The organism is Microbispora sp. H10830, assembly GCF_014161375.1.
Lineage (GTDB): Bacteria > Actinomycetota > Actinomycetes > Streptosporangiales > Streptosporangiaceae > Microbispora > Microbispora catharanthi.
The window spans coordinates 1-14204 of the sequence record NZ_JABBWX010000015.1 but is presented as its reverse complement, the minus strand read 5'-3'; the positions used below and the strand labels follow the sequence as shown (position 1 = coordinate 14204).

The 14204-nt window shown below is 70.6% G+C and carries 11 protein-coding genes and 2 pseudogenes; 7 read left to right on the top strand and 6 right to left on the bottom strand.

What is annotated here, in order from left to right; all coding sequences use genetic code 11:
- Positions 1-58 precede the first annotated feature (58 nt).
- Positions 59-208, top strand: a pseudogene (locus HHX35_RS43945) (winged helix-turn-helix transcriptional regulator); the annotation flags it as partial.
- Between the two features lie 50 nt (positions 209-258).
- On the opposite strand, the gene HHX35_RS42795 reads toward HHX35_RS43945, so the two are convergent.
- Positions 259-1206, bottom strand: a complete 948-nt coding sequence (locus HHX35_RS42795; protein WP_310739441.1) for an MFS transporter — start codon at positions 1204-1206, stop codon at positions 259-261.
- Between HHX35_RS42795 and HHX35_RS43940 the strand changes: the two genes are divergently transcribed.
- Both HHX35_RS43940 and HHX35_RS43935 read left to right on the top strand, forming a co-directional pair.
- Entirely contained in the window at positions 1178-1651 is a 474-nt protein-coding gene (locus HHX35_RS43940; protein WP_259405598.1) for a hypothetical protein, read from the top strand. The genes HHX35_RS42795 and HHX35_RS43940 overlap by 29 nt on opposite strands.
- On the top strand, positions 1648-2172 hold the full coding sequence (locus tag HHX35_RS43935; RefSeq protein ID WP_259405597.1) for a helix-turn-helix transcriptional regulator: 525 nt from the start codon (positions 1648-1650) through the stop codon (positions 2170-2172). The genes HHX35_RS43940 and HHX35_RS43935 overlap by 4 nt, the downstream gene beginning before the upstream one ends.
- On the opposite strand, the gene HHX35_RS31975 is transcribed toward HHX35_RS43935, so the two are convergent.
- Complete coding sequence (locus HHX35_RS31975; RefSeq protein WP_220506148.1) at positions 2161-3393, bottom strand: alkaline phosphatase; 1233 nt, start codon at positions 3391-3393, stop codon at positions 2161-2163. The genes HHX35_RS43935 and HHX35_RS31975 overlap by 12 nt on opposite strands.
- A 351-nt stretch (positions 3394-3744) precedes the next feature.
- Between HHX35_RS31975 and HHX35_RS31970 the strand changes: the two genes are divergently transcribed.
- Genes HHX35_RS31970 through HHX35_RS31960 form a run of 3 tightly spaced genes read left to right on the top strand, consistent with a single transcriptional unit; the run spans position 3745 to position 8837 of the window.
- Positions 3745-4728 carry an ABC transporter ATP-binding protein gene (locus HHX35_RS31970; RefSeq protein ID WP_182902398.1) on the top strand — a complete coding sequence of 328 codons (984 nt, stop codon included), beginning with the start codon at positions 3745-3747 and terminating at the stop codon, positions 4726-4728.
- Positions 4725-6080, top strand: a complete 1356-nt coding sequence (locus HHX35_RS31965) for an ABC transporter permease (protein ID WP_182902397.1) — start codon at positions 4725-4727, stop codon at positions 6078-6080. Before HHX35_RS31970 ends, HHX35_RS31965 begins: the two co-directional genes overlap by 4 nt.
- A gap of 3 nt (positions 6081-6083) precedes the next feature.
- A complete protein-coding gene (locus HHX35_RS31960) occupies positions 6084-8837 on the top strand; it encodes an alkaline phosphatase family protein (RefSeq protein WP_182902396.1) in 2754 nt (917 codons plus the stop codon).
- Positions 8838-8974: 137 nt separating this feature from the next.
- On the opposite strand, the gene HHX35_RS31955 is transcribed toward HHX35_RS31960, so the two are convergent.
- The 4 genes from HHX35_RS31955 to HHX35_RS31940 all read right to left on the bottom strand — a co-directional run bounded on the left by HHX35_RS31955 (position 8975) and on the right by HHX35_RS31940 (position 13126).
- Positions 8975-10150, bottom strand: coding sequence for a glycosyltransferase family 4 protein (locus HHX35_RS31955; RefSeq protein ID WP_182902395.1), 1176 nt, complete (start codon positions 10148-10150; stop codon positions 8975-8977).
- Positions 10147-11034, bottom strand: a complete 888-nt coding sequence (locus HHX35_RS31950) for a sulfotransferase (RefSeq protein ID WP_182902394.1) — start codon at positions 11032-11034, stop codon at positions 10147-10149. Before HHX35_RS31950 ends, HHX35_RS31955 begins: the two co-directional genes overlap by 4 nt.
- A gap of 76 nt (positions 11035-11110) precedes the next feature.
- Positions 11111-11620, bottom strand: coding sequence for an HAD domain-containing protein (locus HHX35_RS31945; protein ID WP_182902393.1), 510 nt, complete (start codon positions 11618-11620; stop codon positions 11111-11113).
- Positions 11621-11743: 123 nt separating this feature from the next.
- Positions 11744-13126: an endo-1,4-beta-xylanase gene (locus HHX35_RS31940; RefSeq protein WP_310739440.1), complete on the bottom strand. Its 1383-nt coding sequence runs from the start codon at positions 13124-13126 to the stop codon at positions 11744-11746.
- 777 nt (positions 13127-13903) lie between these two features.
- Between HHX35_RS31940 and HHX35_RS31935 the strand changes: the two are divergent.
- Positions 13904-14204, top strand: a pseudogene (locus HHX35_RS31935) (esterase); the annotation flags it as partial.

Below are 14204 nucleotides of genomic sequence, written 5' to 3'. Positions count from 1 at the left end.
CGCGGGTCTCGTCGCGGACCCGTGGACGCTGCTCATCCTGCGTGACCTGTTCCTCGGCATGACGCGGTATGAGGAACTGCGCCGCGACCTCGGCGTGGCGACCAACGTGCTCGCCGACCGGCTCGACCGGCTGGTGGAGGGCGGGCTGGCCGAGCGCCGGCCGTACGCCGAGCGGCCGGTGCGCCACGAGTACCGCCTGACCGAGGCGGGGCGGGAGTTGTACGACGTGGTGCTGGCGCTGCTGGCCTGGGGAGACCGTCATCTGGCCGACCAGGGGCCGCCGCTGCGACTGGTGCACACCGGCTGCGGAGCGCCGGTCGTGCCGACGATGACCTGCGACCGATGCGGGGGAGAGCTCACCCCCGACACCGTCGTGGCCGCACCCGGGCCGGGGGGCCGAACCGCTCCTGGGACCGCTCTGGTCGCCCGCTTCCTCGCACATCCCTGACGCCGGTGACCGCGGAGGTGGCGGGTCAGTGCGACCGCGGCGAGCAGGCCGGCGAGCGCGCACACGCCCCGCCAGCCGGCCGCGTTCCAGACGCGTATCCCGAGCCAGGACCCCGCGCTGCCGCCGAGGTAGGCGCAGGTCATGTAGACGAGGATCCCGAGCATGCAGACGAGGTTCACCGGATCCGGCGCGACGCGGTCCACCAGGCGGCCGGCGACGGGAGTGCACAGCATGGTCGCCGCGCCGACCAGGGCGAGCATCCCGACGGCCCGGGGGCCCAGCCCGTACGCCGGGCCGGTGAGCAGGAGCGCCAGGCAGGTCCAGACGGCCGAGAACCCGGCGAAGACGGCCGCCTGATAGAGGCAGGAGCGGCGCAGCTCGGGCTCGGCGCGCAGCAGGCGCAGCGGTTCGGCCAGGAGCGCCGGGTAACGCCGGCGGATGGACGGGGCCGTGACCGGCACCGTGACCGGCACCGTGACGGCCAGGCCCGCCGCGAGGAGCAGCGCCAGGGCCGCGGCGACGAGGTACGGAGCCCGCCAGCCCAGCCATTCGCCGAGGGTTCCGCTGAAGGTGCGGGCCAGCAGCATGCCGCCGGTCGATCCGCTCAGCAGCGTGCCGAGCACCGCTCCCCGGCGGTCGGCCGCCGCGAGACCGGCCGCCAGCGGGCCGACGACCTGCGCGGCCACGGTGGCGAGACCGACCAGGGCGCCGGCGGCGAGCAGGCGTTTTGTGCTCGGCGTCGAGGACCTCGCGGACACGAGGTTCGCCCTCTCGCCCCTGACCGAGACGGTGCTCAGCCTGCGGGTGCTGCGCGACCCGGGCCTGTCCGCGGTGCATCTCCCATGGCGCAGATCTGTCGTCGGCAGGCTCGGCACGCTCGACACGGACCTGCTGATGTCCCTGGTGGCGGAGAGGTTCACCCTTCCCGACTTCCCGACCCCGAGACCCGAGACCTTCGCCCCGGAGTTCGAGGAGGAGCTGGCGGTGGTCCGCCGGACCCCACCCGATCTGGTCCGCCGCGACCTGGCGGCCACGCACGCGCAGGCTCCGCTCCCCGGGCCGCTGCGCGACGCCGCCACCACCACCGGCGACGCGCCGGTCGTACGGCTCCGGGACGCCGGCTGCGATCTCCTGAACGCTACTGGGAGATCGCGGTCAGGCCGTTGTGGCCGCAGTTGCGGCTGGTGCTGGAGGCCGACATGACCTACCGGGCGCGGCAACTGGCCGTGGGAGGCGCCCGCCTGCTGTTCGCGGGCATGCACCCGAACCTGCGCTGGGACGACGGCGTGCTGTACGTCGACAAGATGATCGGCGGCTTCCGCGTCGCGGCGGCCGGCCGGGGGCTGCTGCTCGTGCCCTCCGTGTTCGCGCACAAGCCCGCACCCCCGGTCGTCCCGGAGGAGCCTCCTACGCTGGTCTATCCCAGCCGCGGCGTGGCGACGCTCTGGGCCCCGGCGCCCGCAGCGGACCAGACCGCTCTCGTGGCGCTTCTCGGCGCGCCGAGGGCGAGGCTGCTCGGCCTCCTCGGCGAGCCGCTGCCCACCGTCGAGATCGCCCGCCGTCTCAGGGTCACCCCGAGCGCCGTTTCCCAGCACCTGCGCATGCTGTACGCCTCGGGCCTGGTCACCCGGGCCCGCGACGGACGGCAGGTGCTGTACCGGCGCAGCTCCCTGGGCGACAGGCTGGCCGGCGCCGGCGCGACGAGCGGTCGTTCAGTGACGTGAGGTCAGCACCTGTGAGAGGACCTCGTGCACGTAGGTGTTGGGGTGCTTGCCGGTGAAGAGGGTGGAGAGGGGCCCCTGCGCCGTAACCGGCACGTCCACGCCGGTGTGCCCCGTGGTGGTCCAGTCCATGACGAACTTGAGGTCGCTGCCGTGGACCGGGAACGGACCGTCCTCGGTCGACAGGTCGCTGCCGCTCTCGTCGCTGCCTGAGGTGTCTTCCACGGTGAGACCGCCGCAGTCGTGGTCACCCGTGACGACGAGAAGCGTGTCGGGGTGCGCGGTCACGTACGCCCTGGCGACCTGGACGGCCTTCTCCAGGGATTCCATGGCCTGGAGCACGCGGGTGCCGTTGTTCTCGTGCGCGAACTCGTCGACGCCCTCCTCTTCGACGAAGAGGAAGAAGCCCTTCTTGTTCGTGCTGAGGGTGTCCAGGGCCTTCTTGGTCATGGTGGCCAGGTCCACGGCCGGAGCGTAGACGTCACCCTGGCCTTCGGGCCTCTGCTGGAACATCTCCTCGTTGCTGAACAGGCCCAGCAGCTTCCCCCGCTTCGCCCGGGCGAGGTCCTGGGCGGTGGAGACGTACTGGTAGCCGGCGCTCTTGGCCTGGTCGATCAGGTTGCCCTTGGTCCCCTTGCTGGCCTCGCTCGGATCCTCGGCGGGCTTGTCCGGCCACGCGCCGGGCGTACCTGCCGGGAGCCACCAGTCCTCGCCGCCGCCGAGGATGACGTCCGGCTTGCTGACCGCCAGGTACTGCCGCGCGATCTCGTCCTGAGCGGAGCGGTTGGCGGTCTGGGAGAACCACGCGGCAGGGCTGGCGTCGGTCACCTGAGCCGTGGTGACGAGGCCGGTGGACTTGCCCGCCGCCTTGGCCTGCAGGCCCAGGATCGGCAGAGGCTTGCCGTCGACGTCCACGCTGATGGCGCCGTTGTAGGTCTTGGTCCCCGTCGCCCAGGCGGTAGCCGCGGCGGCGGAGTCGGTGATGGCTGTCGCGGGGTCGTGCGGACTGGTGCTCAACTGCCCGGAGACCGGAAGCTTGTCCATGGTCAGCTGTCCGTCGAGACCGGTCAGGTACAGCCTCGCGGCTTCACGATGAGCCGCGGACATGCCGTCACCGTTGATGAAGATCACACTGCGTGCCCGGCCACCGCCGTGGTCGGGGGTGGCGGCGTTCGCGGACAGGACGGGATTGAGCACCGCGCTGACGACCGCTGTCGTAGCCACAGCCGTCGTAGGTACAAGCAGCCGCAGCAGTCGCTTGCGGGAGGAAAGCATGTAAAACCCCCGTGGGTACGTGTTGGCAAGACGGGGATATTACGGGCAGAAGGCCACGCTGGGGTGAACATGCCTTGGCGATATCTTTAACCAGACCGGGCCAAGTCTCGCCTGAGGCTCTTGAGGCATCGTCGCGTGATCGGCGTGCCGGTACAGGTGAGCGCTCCGCGGAGGTGGGGCCCTGATCATCTGTCTGTTCACGCGGCATAAATCCTTCGTTGTCGCGATGCACACCTCGCCGCGTCCTTAGCGTGGCTAACTTTCTCGCTGCCGGCTGCCGGCTGTCGAGGAAGGACAGGGATGCGAAAAGGCGAGACGCACAGGAGCCCCGCGGTCCGGGCTCGCGAGATCACGAAGTCCTTCGGTGATGTCGTCGCGCTCGACGGCGTCGACCTCGACGTGGCGCGCGGGCAGGTGCACGGTCTGGTCGGCCCGAACGGCGCGGGCAAGACGACGCTCCTCGGTCTGCTGCTGGGCCTGGCCGTCGCGGACGGCGGGCGCCTTGAGATCCTGGGCACGCCGGTCGGGCGGACGCTCGCCGTCCCCGACGGCGTCGCGGGCTTCGTGGACGGACCCGGGCTCTATCCCTCGCTCACCGCGCGCCAGAACCTCTCGGCCCTGGCCTCGCTGGGCCGGTATGACACCGCTGGCGCCACCGGCGTCGACGACGCGCTGGAGCAGGTCGGCCTCACCGACGTCGCCGACGACCGTGTCCGGGGCTTCTCGCTGGGGATGCGCCAGCGGCTCGGGCTGGCCGCCGCGCTGCTCACCAAGCCGCGCCTGCTCGTTCTCGACGAGCCGGCCAACGGCCTGGACCCCGCGGGCAAGCACCACGTGCACCGCGTCATCACGGGACTCGCCGCGGACGGGACCGCGGTGGTCCTCTCCAGCCACCGGATGGACGACCTCGCCGCGCTGTGCGCCGAGGTGACCATCCTCGCCACCGGACGGGTCGTCTTCTCCGGTCCGGTGAGCAAGCTCGCCGCCGAGAGCGGCGAGCTCGACTACCGGCTGCGCACCTCCGACTCGGAGGCCGCCCACCGGCTGGCGTCGGAGACGCCCGGGCTCCGCGTCGCGCCCGGCCGCGACCCCGCTCTGCGACCGGACGCCGACGTACTCGTGGTCCGCGGGCCCGTGCCGGCCATCGACGAGCTGGTCGTACGGCTGGTGCGAGCCGGCGTGGCGCTCCGGGAGCTGGCGCCCGTGGTGACGCCGCTCGAGGCCGCGTTCCTCAGCCTGACCGGGACCGTACCCGCGCATACCGACCAGGAGGACCCGCGATGACCGCGACCGCCACCCGACCCCGGGTCGGCGCCCGGCCGGCGCCCGTACTGCCCGGCTATCGGTTCGAGCTGGTCAAGCTGCTCTCCCAGTGGCGAATCCGCCTGCTGCTGCTCGCCTGCTGGATCGCCCCGGCGGCCTTCGTGGCCGCCGTGAGCCTGCAGAGCTCGCTACCCGCCGACACGGTCTTCGGCCGCTGGATGAACGCGACCGGCTGGGCGGGAGCGCTGGTCGTACTGGACTTCTCGTGCAGCTGGGCGCTCCCGCTGCTGACGGCGCTGGTCGCCGGCGACGTCTTCGCGGCCGAGGACCGGCTGGGCACCTGGCGCCACCTCCTCGTGGCGGTCCGCTCACCGAGGCGGATCTTCGTGGCGAAGGGTCTCGCCAGCCTGACCGTGCTCCTGCTGCTGGCGGCCGGGCTGGCCGCGTCGGGTGTGGCGGGGGGCCTGGTCGCGGTCGGCAACCGGCCGCTCGCCGGCTTGGACGGCCATCTCCTCGCCCCGGCGGACGCCGCCGCCACGGTTCTGCTCGCCTGGGTGTGCGTGCTGGCGCCGACGCTGGCGTTCGCCGCCGTCGGGCTCCTCGGCTCGGTCGCCCTGGGCCGCTCGCCGATGGGGCTGCTGATGCCCGCACTGCTCGCCTTGGTGCTGCAGCTCGCGCAGCTGCTCCCGCTACCGGTGGCGGTGCGGACGGCCCTGCCGAGCAGCGCCTTCCTCGCCTGGCGCGGGCTCTTCACCAGCCCGGCGCAGGCGGGCCCCCTCCTCGTCGGTCTCGCGGTGAGCCTGGTGTGGGCGGTCACCGCCACCGCGCTGGCCTACCGGCTGTTCCTGCGCCGCGACTTCACCGACCTGACGTACGACGGGTCGGGCCGGCGGGTCGTCGTGGCGGGGGCCCTGCCGCTGGCCGCACTGGTCGTCCTCACCGTGGGCGTGATCGCCGTCGCGACCCCGGCCACGGGCTCGGGGATCGAGAAGGGGAAGCTGCAGGACTCCCTCGCCACGGCGTACGCCCATCTCTATCGGCTGCAGACGCGGGAGCTCCATCGCCCCGACGTCACCGAGGCGCAGCTGGGGGCGTCCGCGTCCTGCGACAAGGGCGGTTCCCGGGTCCTCGACCAGGGACCGGGCAACGACTGGCGGTGTGTCGTGTCCTGGCGCCTCCCCGGCGCGACCGCCGTGGGCTCCGCCATCTACCAGCTCGACGTCACCGCCGACGGGCGGTACGTCGCCGACGGTGACGGACCTAAGGAGGTCAACGGCTACTTCCAGGTGCGTACTCCGACGGGAGACGCGCCGAACCCCCTGTGGCAGTTCGACGGGAACGTCGACCTGCTCGCAAGCACCCCGAAGGAATGATTCATGCACGTCACGCGCCAGCGCGTCGCCAAGGTCCGGACCGGGCTCCTCGACGGGCGCACCGGCCGGCGGACCCGCCTCCTCGCGGCCGCCACCGCAACTCTCGTCGTCGCGGGCGGGGGCATCGCCTACGCGTCCACCGACGTCTTCGGCACCGATCAGGTCGGCCAGACCACCGACAAGGGCCTGGTCGTCTCCGCCGACCAGTACATCAAGCCCATCGGCGAGCGTCTCGTCATCAACAACGGCAAGATCATGTCGTCCTCGGTCAGCCCGGACGGCACCCACCTCGCGGCCTCGATCACCGACGGCGGCATGGCGCTCGTCGTCGTCGACCTGAAGAACTGGACGGTGCAGCAGCTCGTCGGCAACAACGCGGCGGCGAACCTGCGCATCAGCGGCAACGACGTGGGCCAGGAAGGTCCCACGTACTCGCCGGACGGTTCGCAGCTGTGGCTGGGCCGGGCCGACGGCTACACCAGGTTCACCGTGAACCCCGACGGCAGTCTCGCCAACCCGACGAACGTCACCATCGCCGCACAGGGCTCGAAGCGCGCGCTGGTGGGCGAGCCGGTGTTCTCCGCCGACGGCAAGACCGTGTACGCCGCCGTCAACGGCCAGAACCGGGTGGTCGCCATCGACGCGGCGACCGGCGCCGTCCAGCAGAGCTGGGCCGTGGGCAACGCCCCCCGTGACATGGTCATGGTCGGGACCAAGCTCTACGTCGGCAACGAGGGCGGACGTCCGGCCAAGCCCGGCGAGACGACGATCAACTCCTACGGCACCCAGGTGCCGGCCGACCCGAACACCGGCGCCACCACCACCGGCACGGTCAGCGTCATCGACCTGGGGAACCCGGCCGCCGCCGCCACGAGCATCGACGTCGGGCTGCACCCGACCGCCCTGTACGCCAAGAACGGGGCGCTGTTCGTCACGAACACCGCCACCAACGACGTGTCGGTCATCGACACCTCCAGCGACAAGGTCGTCCAGACCATCGCCACCCAGCCGTGGCCGGAGGCCTCGGTGGGTTACGAGCCCGACGCGGTGACGCTCACCGACGACGGCCACCTGCTGGTGACGCTCGGCCGCGCCAACGCGGTCGCCGTCTACCGCTACACGACGCCGCAGGAGCCGGTGAGCTACGTCGGCCTGCTCCCGACGGACTACTTCCCCGCCGAGATCACCACCATCGGCGACCAAGTACTGGTCTCCAACACCCGTGGCATCGACGCCCGCCGTCCCACCACCGCCGCCGGGCACGGCACCCACGACACGACGTCGAGCCTGCAGCGGTTCACGCTGCCGGACGACAGGGAGATCGCCAAGTACACGGCCCGGGTGTTCGCACAGAACGGCTGGGGCAAGAACGACGTCAAGAAGGCCGAAGGCAACAAGCAGAAGGCCGTGGCGGTCCCGAAGCGTCTCGGCGACCCCTCGACGATCAAGCACGTCTTCCTGATCGTCAAGGAGAACCGGACCTACGACCAGGTCCTCGGTGACATTCCGCAGGGCAACGGCGACCCGTCGCTGGCCCAGTACGGCGAGAACGTGACGCCGAACCAGCACGCGCTGGCGCGTCAGTTCGGGCTGTACGACAACACCTACGACATCGGCACCAACTCGGCCGAGGGCCACAACTGGCTGATGCAGGCCGACAACCCGGAGTACACCGAGTCCTCGGCCGGTCAGTACCTGCGCAGCTACGACACCGAGGACGACGCCCTCGGCCACCAGCGGACCGGCTTCATCTGGAGCGGTGCGCAGGCGGCGGGCAAGACCGTGCGGAACTTCGGCGAGTTCCACCAGTTCCTGACCAAGCCGTCCGGAGCCACCTGGCAGAACCTGTACTGCGACACCAAGAACATGCAGGCGACCGGCCAGAACACCGCCTACACCCTGAACTCGTCCTCGCCGATCCCGTCGCTCGACGACGTGTCGGTGCACGGCTTCCCGAAGTTCGACACCAGCGTCCCGGACATCTACCGGTACGAGATCTGGAAGCGTGACTTCGAGGCCAACGGGCTGGCCAACCTGAACATGTTCTGGCTGTCCAGCGACCACACGGGCGGTCCGGTGAACGGGGCCGCCCAGGTCGCCGACAACGACCTGGCCGTGGGCAAGATCGTGGACAAGATCTCGCACAGCGAGTACTGGAAGGACTCGGCGATCTTCGTCGTCGAGGACGACTCCCAGAACGGCCTCGACCACGTCGACGGCCACCGTGCCCCGATCCAGATCATCAGCCCCTGGGCCAAGCACGGCACCGTGGACAGCCGCTACTACACGCAGATCACCATGATCCGCACCATCGAGCAGATCCTCGGGATCCAGCCGATGAACCAGAAGGACAGCGCCGCCACCCCGATGGCGGCGGTTTTCACCAACAAGCCCGACTACACGCCGTTCACCGCCCTGCCGAACCGCACGTCGCTGACGCTGGGCCTGTCGGGCTCCAACCTGCCGTCCTGTGGTGCGGACACCCCGGCGCCGCAGAACCCGGCCGCGGCGGCGGCGCCGTCGGCGAAGGTGCCCGCGGACAAGCAGGAGACCGCGAAGAAGTGGGGCGCCTGGAAGTCGCACCAGGCGTTCAACGGGCCCGACGCCAGGGCCGACTCCGGGAACCCGGAGCAGATGAACCGCTTCTCGTGGTACGAGGCGCACGACTACAAGAAGCCCTACCCGGGTGACGGCGAGGTCTACGCGCCGGACCAGGTGCCGGGCGCCTACATCCCGTCGTCGGACAACGACGGCTGACGCAGGCCGATCAGACGGAAGGGCCCTTGACCGGCGTCACCGCCGGCCAGGGGCCTCTTCCGTTCCCCACGCGGGCGGCAGGCCCGGCCGCTTCCCTCGGCGACAGGCCGGCCGGGGCCGCGTCCGCGTGAGCCGGGTCACCGCCGTGCCCGTGCGTCGCTGCCCGTTTTGGCCCCCAGGAGTTCGGTGAACAGGTTCTCCCACAGCGGCATGACGTTCTCCGGCGCGTACTCCCTGGCGGTGACCGCGGCGGCGGCGCCCATGCGCAGCCGCAGGTCGCGGTCGGCGATGAGCCGGTTCATGGCCGCGGCGAGGGCGTCCACGTCCTCGCAGGGCACCAGGACGCCGTCGGTCCCGTCGGTGAGCACGTCGCCGGGGCCGGTCGGGCAGTCGAAGGCCACGATCGGCAGCGCGTGGGTCATCGCCTCGATCATGACCATCGGCAGGCCCTCGAAACGGCTGCTGAGCGCGTAGACCGAGGCCCGGGCGAGCTCGTCGTCGAGGCGGTTGGTCCGGCCCATCAACGTCACGTGCGCGGACAGGCCGTGCTCGCCGATCAGCGCCCGCAGGGCGGCCTTCCTCGGGCCGGTGCCGAAGACGCGCAGGCGCCACTCCGGATGTTCCTTCACCACCTGGGCGAACGCCGGCAGCAGCAGGTCGAAGCCCTTCTGCCTGACCAGGCGTCCGGCGGCGACCACGACGGGGTGCTCCTGCCGGGACGGCGTCTGGTTCACCGAGTGCACCGCGTTCGGGATCCGCACGATCCTCGTGCCGGGCAGCGCCTGCTCGTACTCGCGCCGGTCGCTGGCCGTCAGCACGGCGACCGCGTCGAACCCGCCGTAGTGCCGGACGATCTCCTCGCGCAGCGGGCCGGGATAGGTGCCGAGGTTCATGTGCTCCTGCGCCACCCGCACGACGTTCTCGGAGGCGCGGCGTGCGGAGATGAGGTTCAGCGCCGGGCGCGTGGTGACGAGGACCCCGTCGTCCACCGAGGTGACGTAGTCGATGACCGCCTTCTCGACGCGCTCGGTGAAGTAGCCCGCGGCGAACTCGCCGTACGGCACGATCTTGCCGCGAAGCCGCCGCCACACGCGCCGGCCGAGGGAGTCGGCCTGCACGCCGGTCCGCTGGTCCACCAGCGTGGTGAGCGTGACGTCGGGATTCAGCCGGAACTGCGGCTCCTCACGGCGGCGCACCACACTGACGATCTCGACCTCGTGGCCGAGCGTGGCCATCGCGTTCGCCTGGTTGACCACGGTGCGGATCGTGCCGCCCATGCCGTAGGCGTGCAGGAGCATGTAACGGATCCTCATCGGCCCTCCTCCTTGGGGAGGTAGCCCCAGCTGCGGCAGATGGGTTTGAGCAGGTCGGGTATCTCGTCCGGCCCGGGCAGGTCGCGTCCCGGCTGCACCGCGCCCGACCGGATCTTGTCGCTCCAGTCGCCCAGGCCCTTCTGCACCACCTTCTGCTCGCCGTACGCCAGCATGCCGGGCTCCCACTCCACCTCGAGAAAGGCGCAGATGGCGCGGGTCGTCTTCTCCGGCTCGCCGGTCAGATCCTCATACCGCACGGTCAGGCCGGTGAGCGCCTTCCTGGCCCGCTGCACCGCCTTCATGTAACGCAGCGCGTCGGAGGCGGCCTCCTCCCGGGTGCGCTTGACGGGGTCGGCCTCGTACCAGGAGTCGGCGATGGACGCGGGGTGCCGCAGCAGGAAGACGTACCGGGCGTCGGGCCAGCAGGCGGAGATCCGGGCGTACGCGAAGGCGTTGGCGGGAGTCTTGTCCACGATGGTCCGTTTGCCGCTCCGCACCAGTTCCCGGTGGAGCACCCGGTCCCACAGCATGTGCTCCAGGTCGGCCTGGTTGTGGCCGAGCGCCTCCATGGCCTTGCGGGCCAGCGGCGTGCCGAAGCCGACGGTCAGCCGTCTGACGTGCAGCTCATGCGGGGCGTGGAGTTCGGGGTGCGCGTTCAGGATCGACCGCAGCAGGGTGGAGCCCGACCGCACCGGGGACATGATGAACACCGGTGCGACCAGAAGGCGGTCGGCGCGAGGGTCGGCGGGAGGACGCACCAGTTCCTCCGGCGCCGGAGCCGGGGCGGAGCCCGCGGGCGACGACTGGGCGGCGGGCCGGACACGGGTGAGCTGGACTCCTGTGAACTTGACGAGTGCGCCGTTGATCCTCCGCTGCCATGTCATGGCCCGCGAGATTACCGGGGCTTCCGGGGAAAACCCTGAGAATCCACCCCCCGCTCACCTGTGACGCCACCTTGTCTCACCAGCTGGCTTGCGGCCTCCGCGCGGTCAGCCACCGGCGGGCCGCGTCCAGGTGGGCGTCGCCCAGCCCGTCTCTGGGGTCGACGGCCACGACCAGGAACTCCCCGACGCCCGGATGGCCGTGCAGGAACTCCAGATCGGCCGGACCGAGATCGTCGTCGAACCATACGAACGGCCGGCCCCGGACGTACTCGGCGACGTGCCAGGTCTTGAGGTTCACGCCGGGCGGGCGGGGAGGGTCGCCGTCGATCGGGATCACCGGCAGCGGGGGCAGCCCGATCCTAGGGCCGATCTCCTCGTTGGCGCGCTCGCCCCAGGTCGTCGCCCAGGTCAGCGTCGCGCCGGTCTCCCGGCGCAGCGCGGTCAGCTTGGCACCGTGCCGGGGATCGAGCAGCAGGCGGAACCACTCGCCCTCCGCCACGCACTCGAAGCGGCGGAAGCGCGCAGAGGAGCGCCGAATGGGGTTGAGCACCCCGTCGACGTCCAGCAGCAGCAGCGTCCCGTCCATCACGGCCATCATCCCGCCGTCGGCATCCGCTCCTCCACCCCCGAATCCGCAGGTATGACAACGCGAAACCGGATCCGGCCGGACATCGTCCGAACCGGATCCGGTTTCGTCAGGGGCCAGGGGTCAGCTGCAGGTGACCGACGGAGTGGCCGCGGTGCCGTTGGCGGTGAAGCCGAGGGTGGTGGACGAGCCGGCCGCGATGGAGCCGTTGTAGGGGGCGTTGCGGACCGTCACGGAGGAGCCGGACACGCTCTGCGTGCCGTTCCACAGGCTGCTGATGGTCTGCCCGCCGGGCCAGGTCCAGTTCACGGTCCAGCCGTTGACCGCCGAGCTGCCGGCGCTGACCGTCACCTCGGACTGGAAGCCGCCGGGCCAGGAGTTGATCGTACGCATCGTCGCGCTGCACCCGCCGGGCTGCGGCGAGGTATCGGGCGACGGGCTGACCGGAGGAGTCGGGCTGGGGCTTACCGGCGGGGTCGGGCTGGCGCTCGGGCTGACCGGCGGGGTGGGGCTGGGCGAGGTGTTGGGAGCGCTGTTGAGGGCGTTGAGGACCGCGGTGTAGGCGGGCTTCTTGTTGCCGTTGCCGTCGAACAGCAGCGGGGTCTGGCTGGAGCGCCAGGAGTCGCTGTCGCGCACGCCCCACGTGGTGATGCCGACGCAGCGCGGCACGGCCAGGCAGTCGTTGACGATGTTGGCGTAGGTGGTGGCCGAGGCGCCCTCGACGTCCAGCTCGGTGATGGCCACGTCGACGCCCAGAGCGGCGAAGTTCTGCAGCGTCTGGCGGTAGTTGCTGGGGTAGGGGCTGCCGCTGTTGAAGTGGGACTGGAAGCCGACGCAGTCGATCGGGACGCCGCGGGACTTGAAGTCCTTGACCATGTTGTAGACGCCCTGGGTCTTGGCCCAGGTCCAGTTGTCGGTGTTGTAGTCGTTGTAGCACAGCTTGGCCGCGGGGTCGGCGGCGCGGGCGGTGCGGAAGGCGACCTCGATCCAGTCGTTGCCGGTGCGCTGCAGGTTGGAGTCGCGGCGGCCGCCGCCGCTGTCGGCGTAGGCCTCGTTGACGACGTCCCAGTAGGGGATCTTGCCCTTGTAATGGGCCATCACGCCGTTGATGTGGTTGATCATCGCCTGGCGCAGCGCGCTGCCCGACAGCGACTGCATCCAGCCCGGCTGCTGGGCGTACCAGGCCAGCGTGTGCCCGCGCACCTGCTTGCCGTTCTGCACCGCCCAGTTGTAGATCCGGTCGGCGTTGGTGAAGTTGAACTGGTTCTGGTTCGGCTCGGTGGCGTCGATCTTCATCTCGTTCTCGGCCGTCACCATGTTGAACTCACGGTTCGCGATCGTGGTGTACGCCGAGTCACCGAGCTTGTTCGCGCTGATCGCCGTACCGAAGTAACGACCGCTCTGCGCGGCCGCGGCGCCCAGGGTGCTCGCCGCCGCGTCCGCGGGAACCGACACCGCCACGGCGGTGATCGCGCCCAGAACGCCGAGGGCGCCGGCCAGCAGCACCCGGCCGCGGCCTGGGCGCCGGAGCCGATCTAAGGGGGTGGCGTTTGTATCCATGCCTGAGCCTCCACAACTGAATCACGGAAAGCGGACATCCGCGGGATCGGCACCGCGTCCCGTTGCGGGGACGCACACCACGAGGACGTCGCGGACGGCGCCCCCCTGCCCCTTCACCACCGACCTGGCAGGGGAGACCGCCTCGGGGACTCAGTCTGGAAATCTCGCCGAAATGTGTCAAGACTCCTTTGAAACTTTCGGCGATCGTGGTCGCCGGGCAAACCCTGCATGCGCTCCGATGAGCGCTCCTGCCTTCGAAAACACGGCAATTATCTCGCTGTGTGAGAAGAGTCGTCGATGAAATTTTCAACACAATGCCGGTGTCGATCGTGGTCCGGCCATCCCCGATATCTCCAGATGGGCGACGTCCGGCCCGTACGGCGGCGTGGAACGAAGGGCGCCGGCCCTCTTGACGGCGCCTCCCCGCTTCGTGTTTGCTCCGGCGCACCACCACCGGCCGGCCTCCACGGGAAGAGGAGCAGTCGACTCGTCCAGCTGATGTTAGCGCTAACAAGGCCACTGTCGAGTGCCACGGACCCCGGCCTCGCCGCCTGACGGGGCCCGCCCCTGGAGACCGCGTCGCGGCACCTGGGCCTCGGCCCATCTCGCCGTCATCGAAGGGGTTGATCGGCCATTGATGTTAACGCTCACAGACCGGTGCCGCCTCGAAGAGAGGCCGAATACGCGCGGCATCCGCGTCATCTCGCGACGGAAGGACATGGCGTGAAACGAAGGTTCAGAGCGATACTGGCGGCCGTCGCCTTGCCTCTGGTGGTGGCGGGAATGTTCCTCGGGGTCCGGCCCGCCGCGGCGGCGTCGCTGACCCGGGTGACCAATTTCGGCACCAACCCGACGAACCTGAACATGTACCTCTACGTGCCCGACAGGGTCGCGGCACGGCCGGCGCTGCTGGTCCTGGTCCACTACTGCAGCGGATCGGCCAGCGCCATCTTCAACGGCAACGGGCACGACTACGTCACCGCCGCCGACCGCTACGGCTACATCATCGTGGTCCCCGAGGCCA

Excerpts from the sequence above, each read along its gene's own strand:
- HHX35_RS31970 (WP_182902398.1), top strand. The coding sequence starts at position 3,745 with ATGCGAAAAGGCGAGACGCACAGGAGCCCCGCGGTCCGGGCTCGCGAG.
- HHX35_RS43935 (WP_259405597.1), top strand. The coding sequence starts at position 1,648 with ATGACCTACCGGGCGCGGCAACTGGCCGTGGGAGGCGCCCGCCTGCTG.
- HHX35_RS31955 (WP_182902395.1), bottom strand. The coding sequence starts at position 10,150 with ATGAGGATCCGTTACATGCTCCTGCACGCCTACGGCATGGGCGGCACG.
- HHX35_RS31945 (WP_182902393.1), bottom strand. The coding sequence starts at position 11,620 with ATGGACGGGACGCTGCTGCTGCTGGACGTCGACGGGGTGCTCAACCCC.
- HHX35_RS31960 (WP_182902396.1), top strand. The coding sequence starts at position 6,084 with ATGCACGTCACGCGCCAGCGCGTCGCCAAGGTCCGGACCGGGCTCCTC.
- HHX35_RS31965 (WP_182902397.1), top strand. The coding sequence starts at position 4,725 with ATGACCGCGACCGCCACCCGACCCCGGGTCGGCGCCCGGCCGGCGCCC.
- HHX35_RS31950 (WP_182902394.1), bottom strand. The coding sequence starts at position 11,034 with ATGACATGGCAGCGGAGGATCAACGGCGCACTCGTCAAGTTCACAGGA.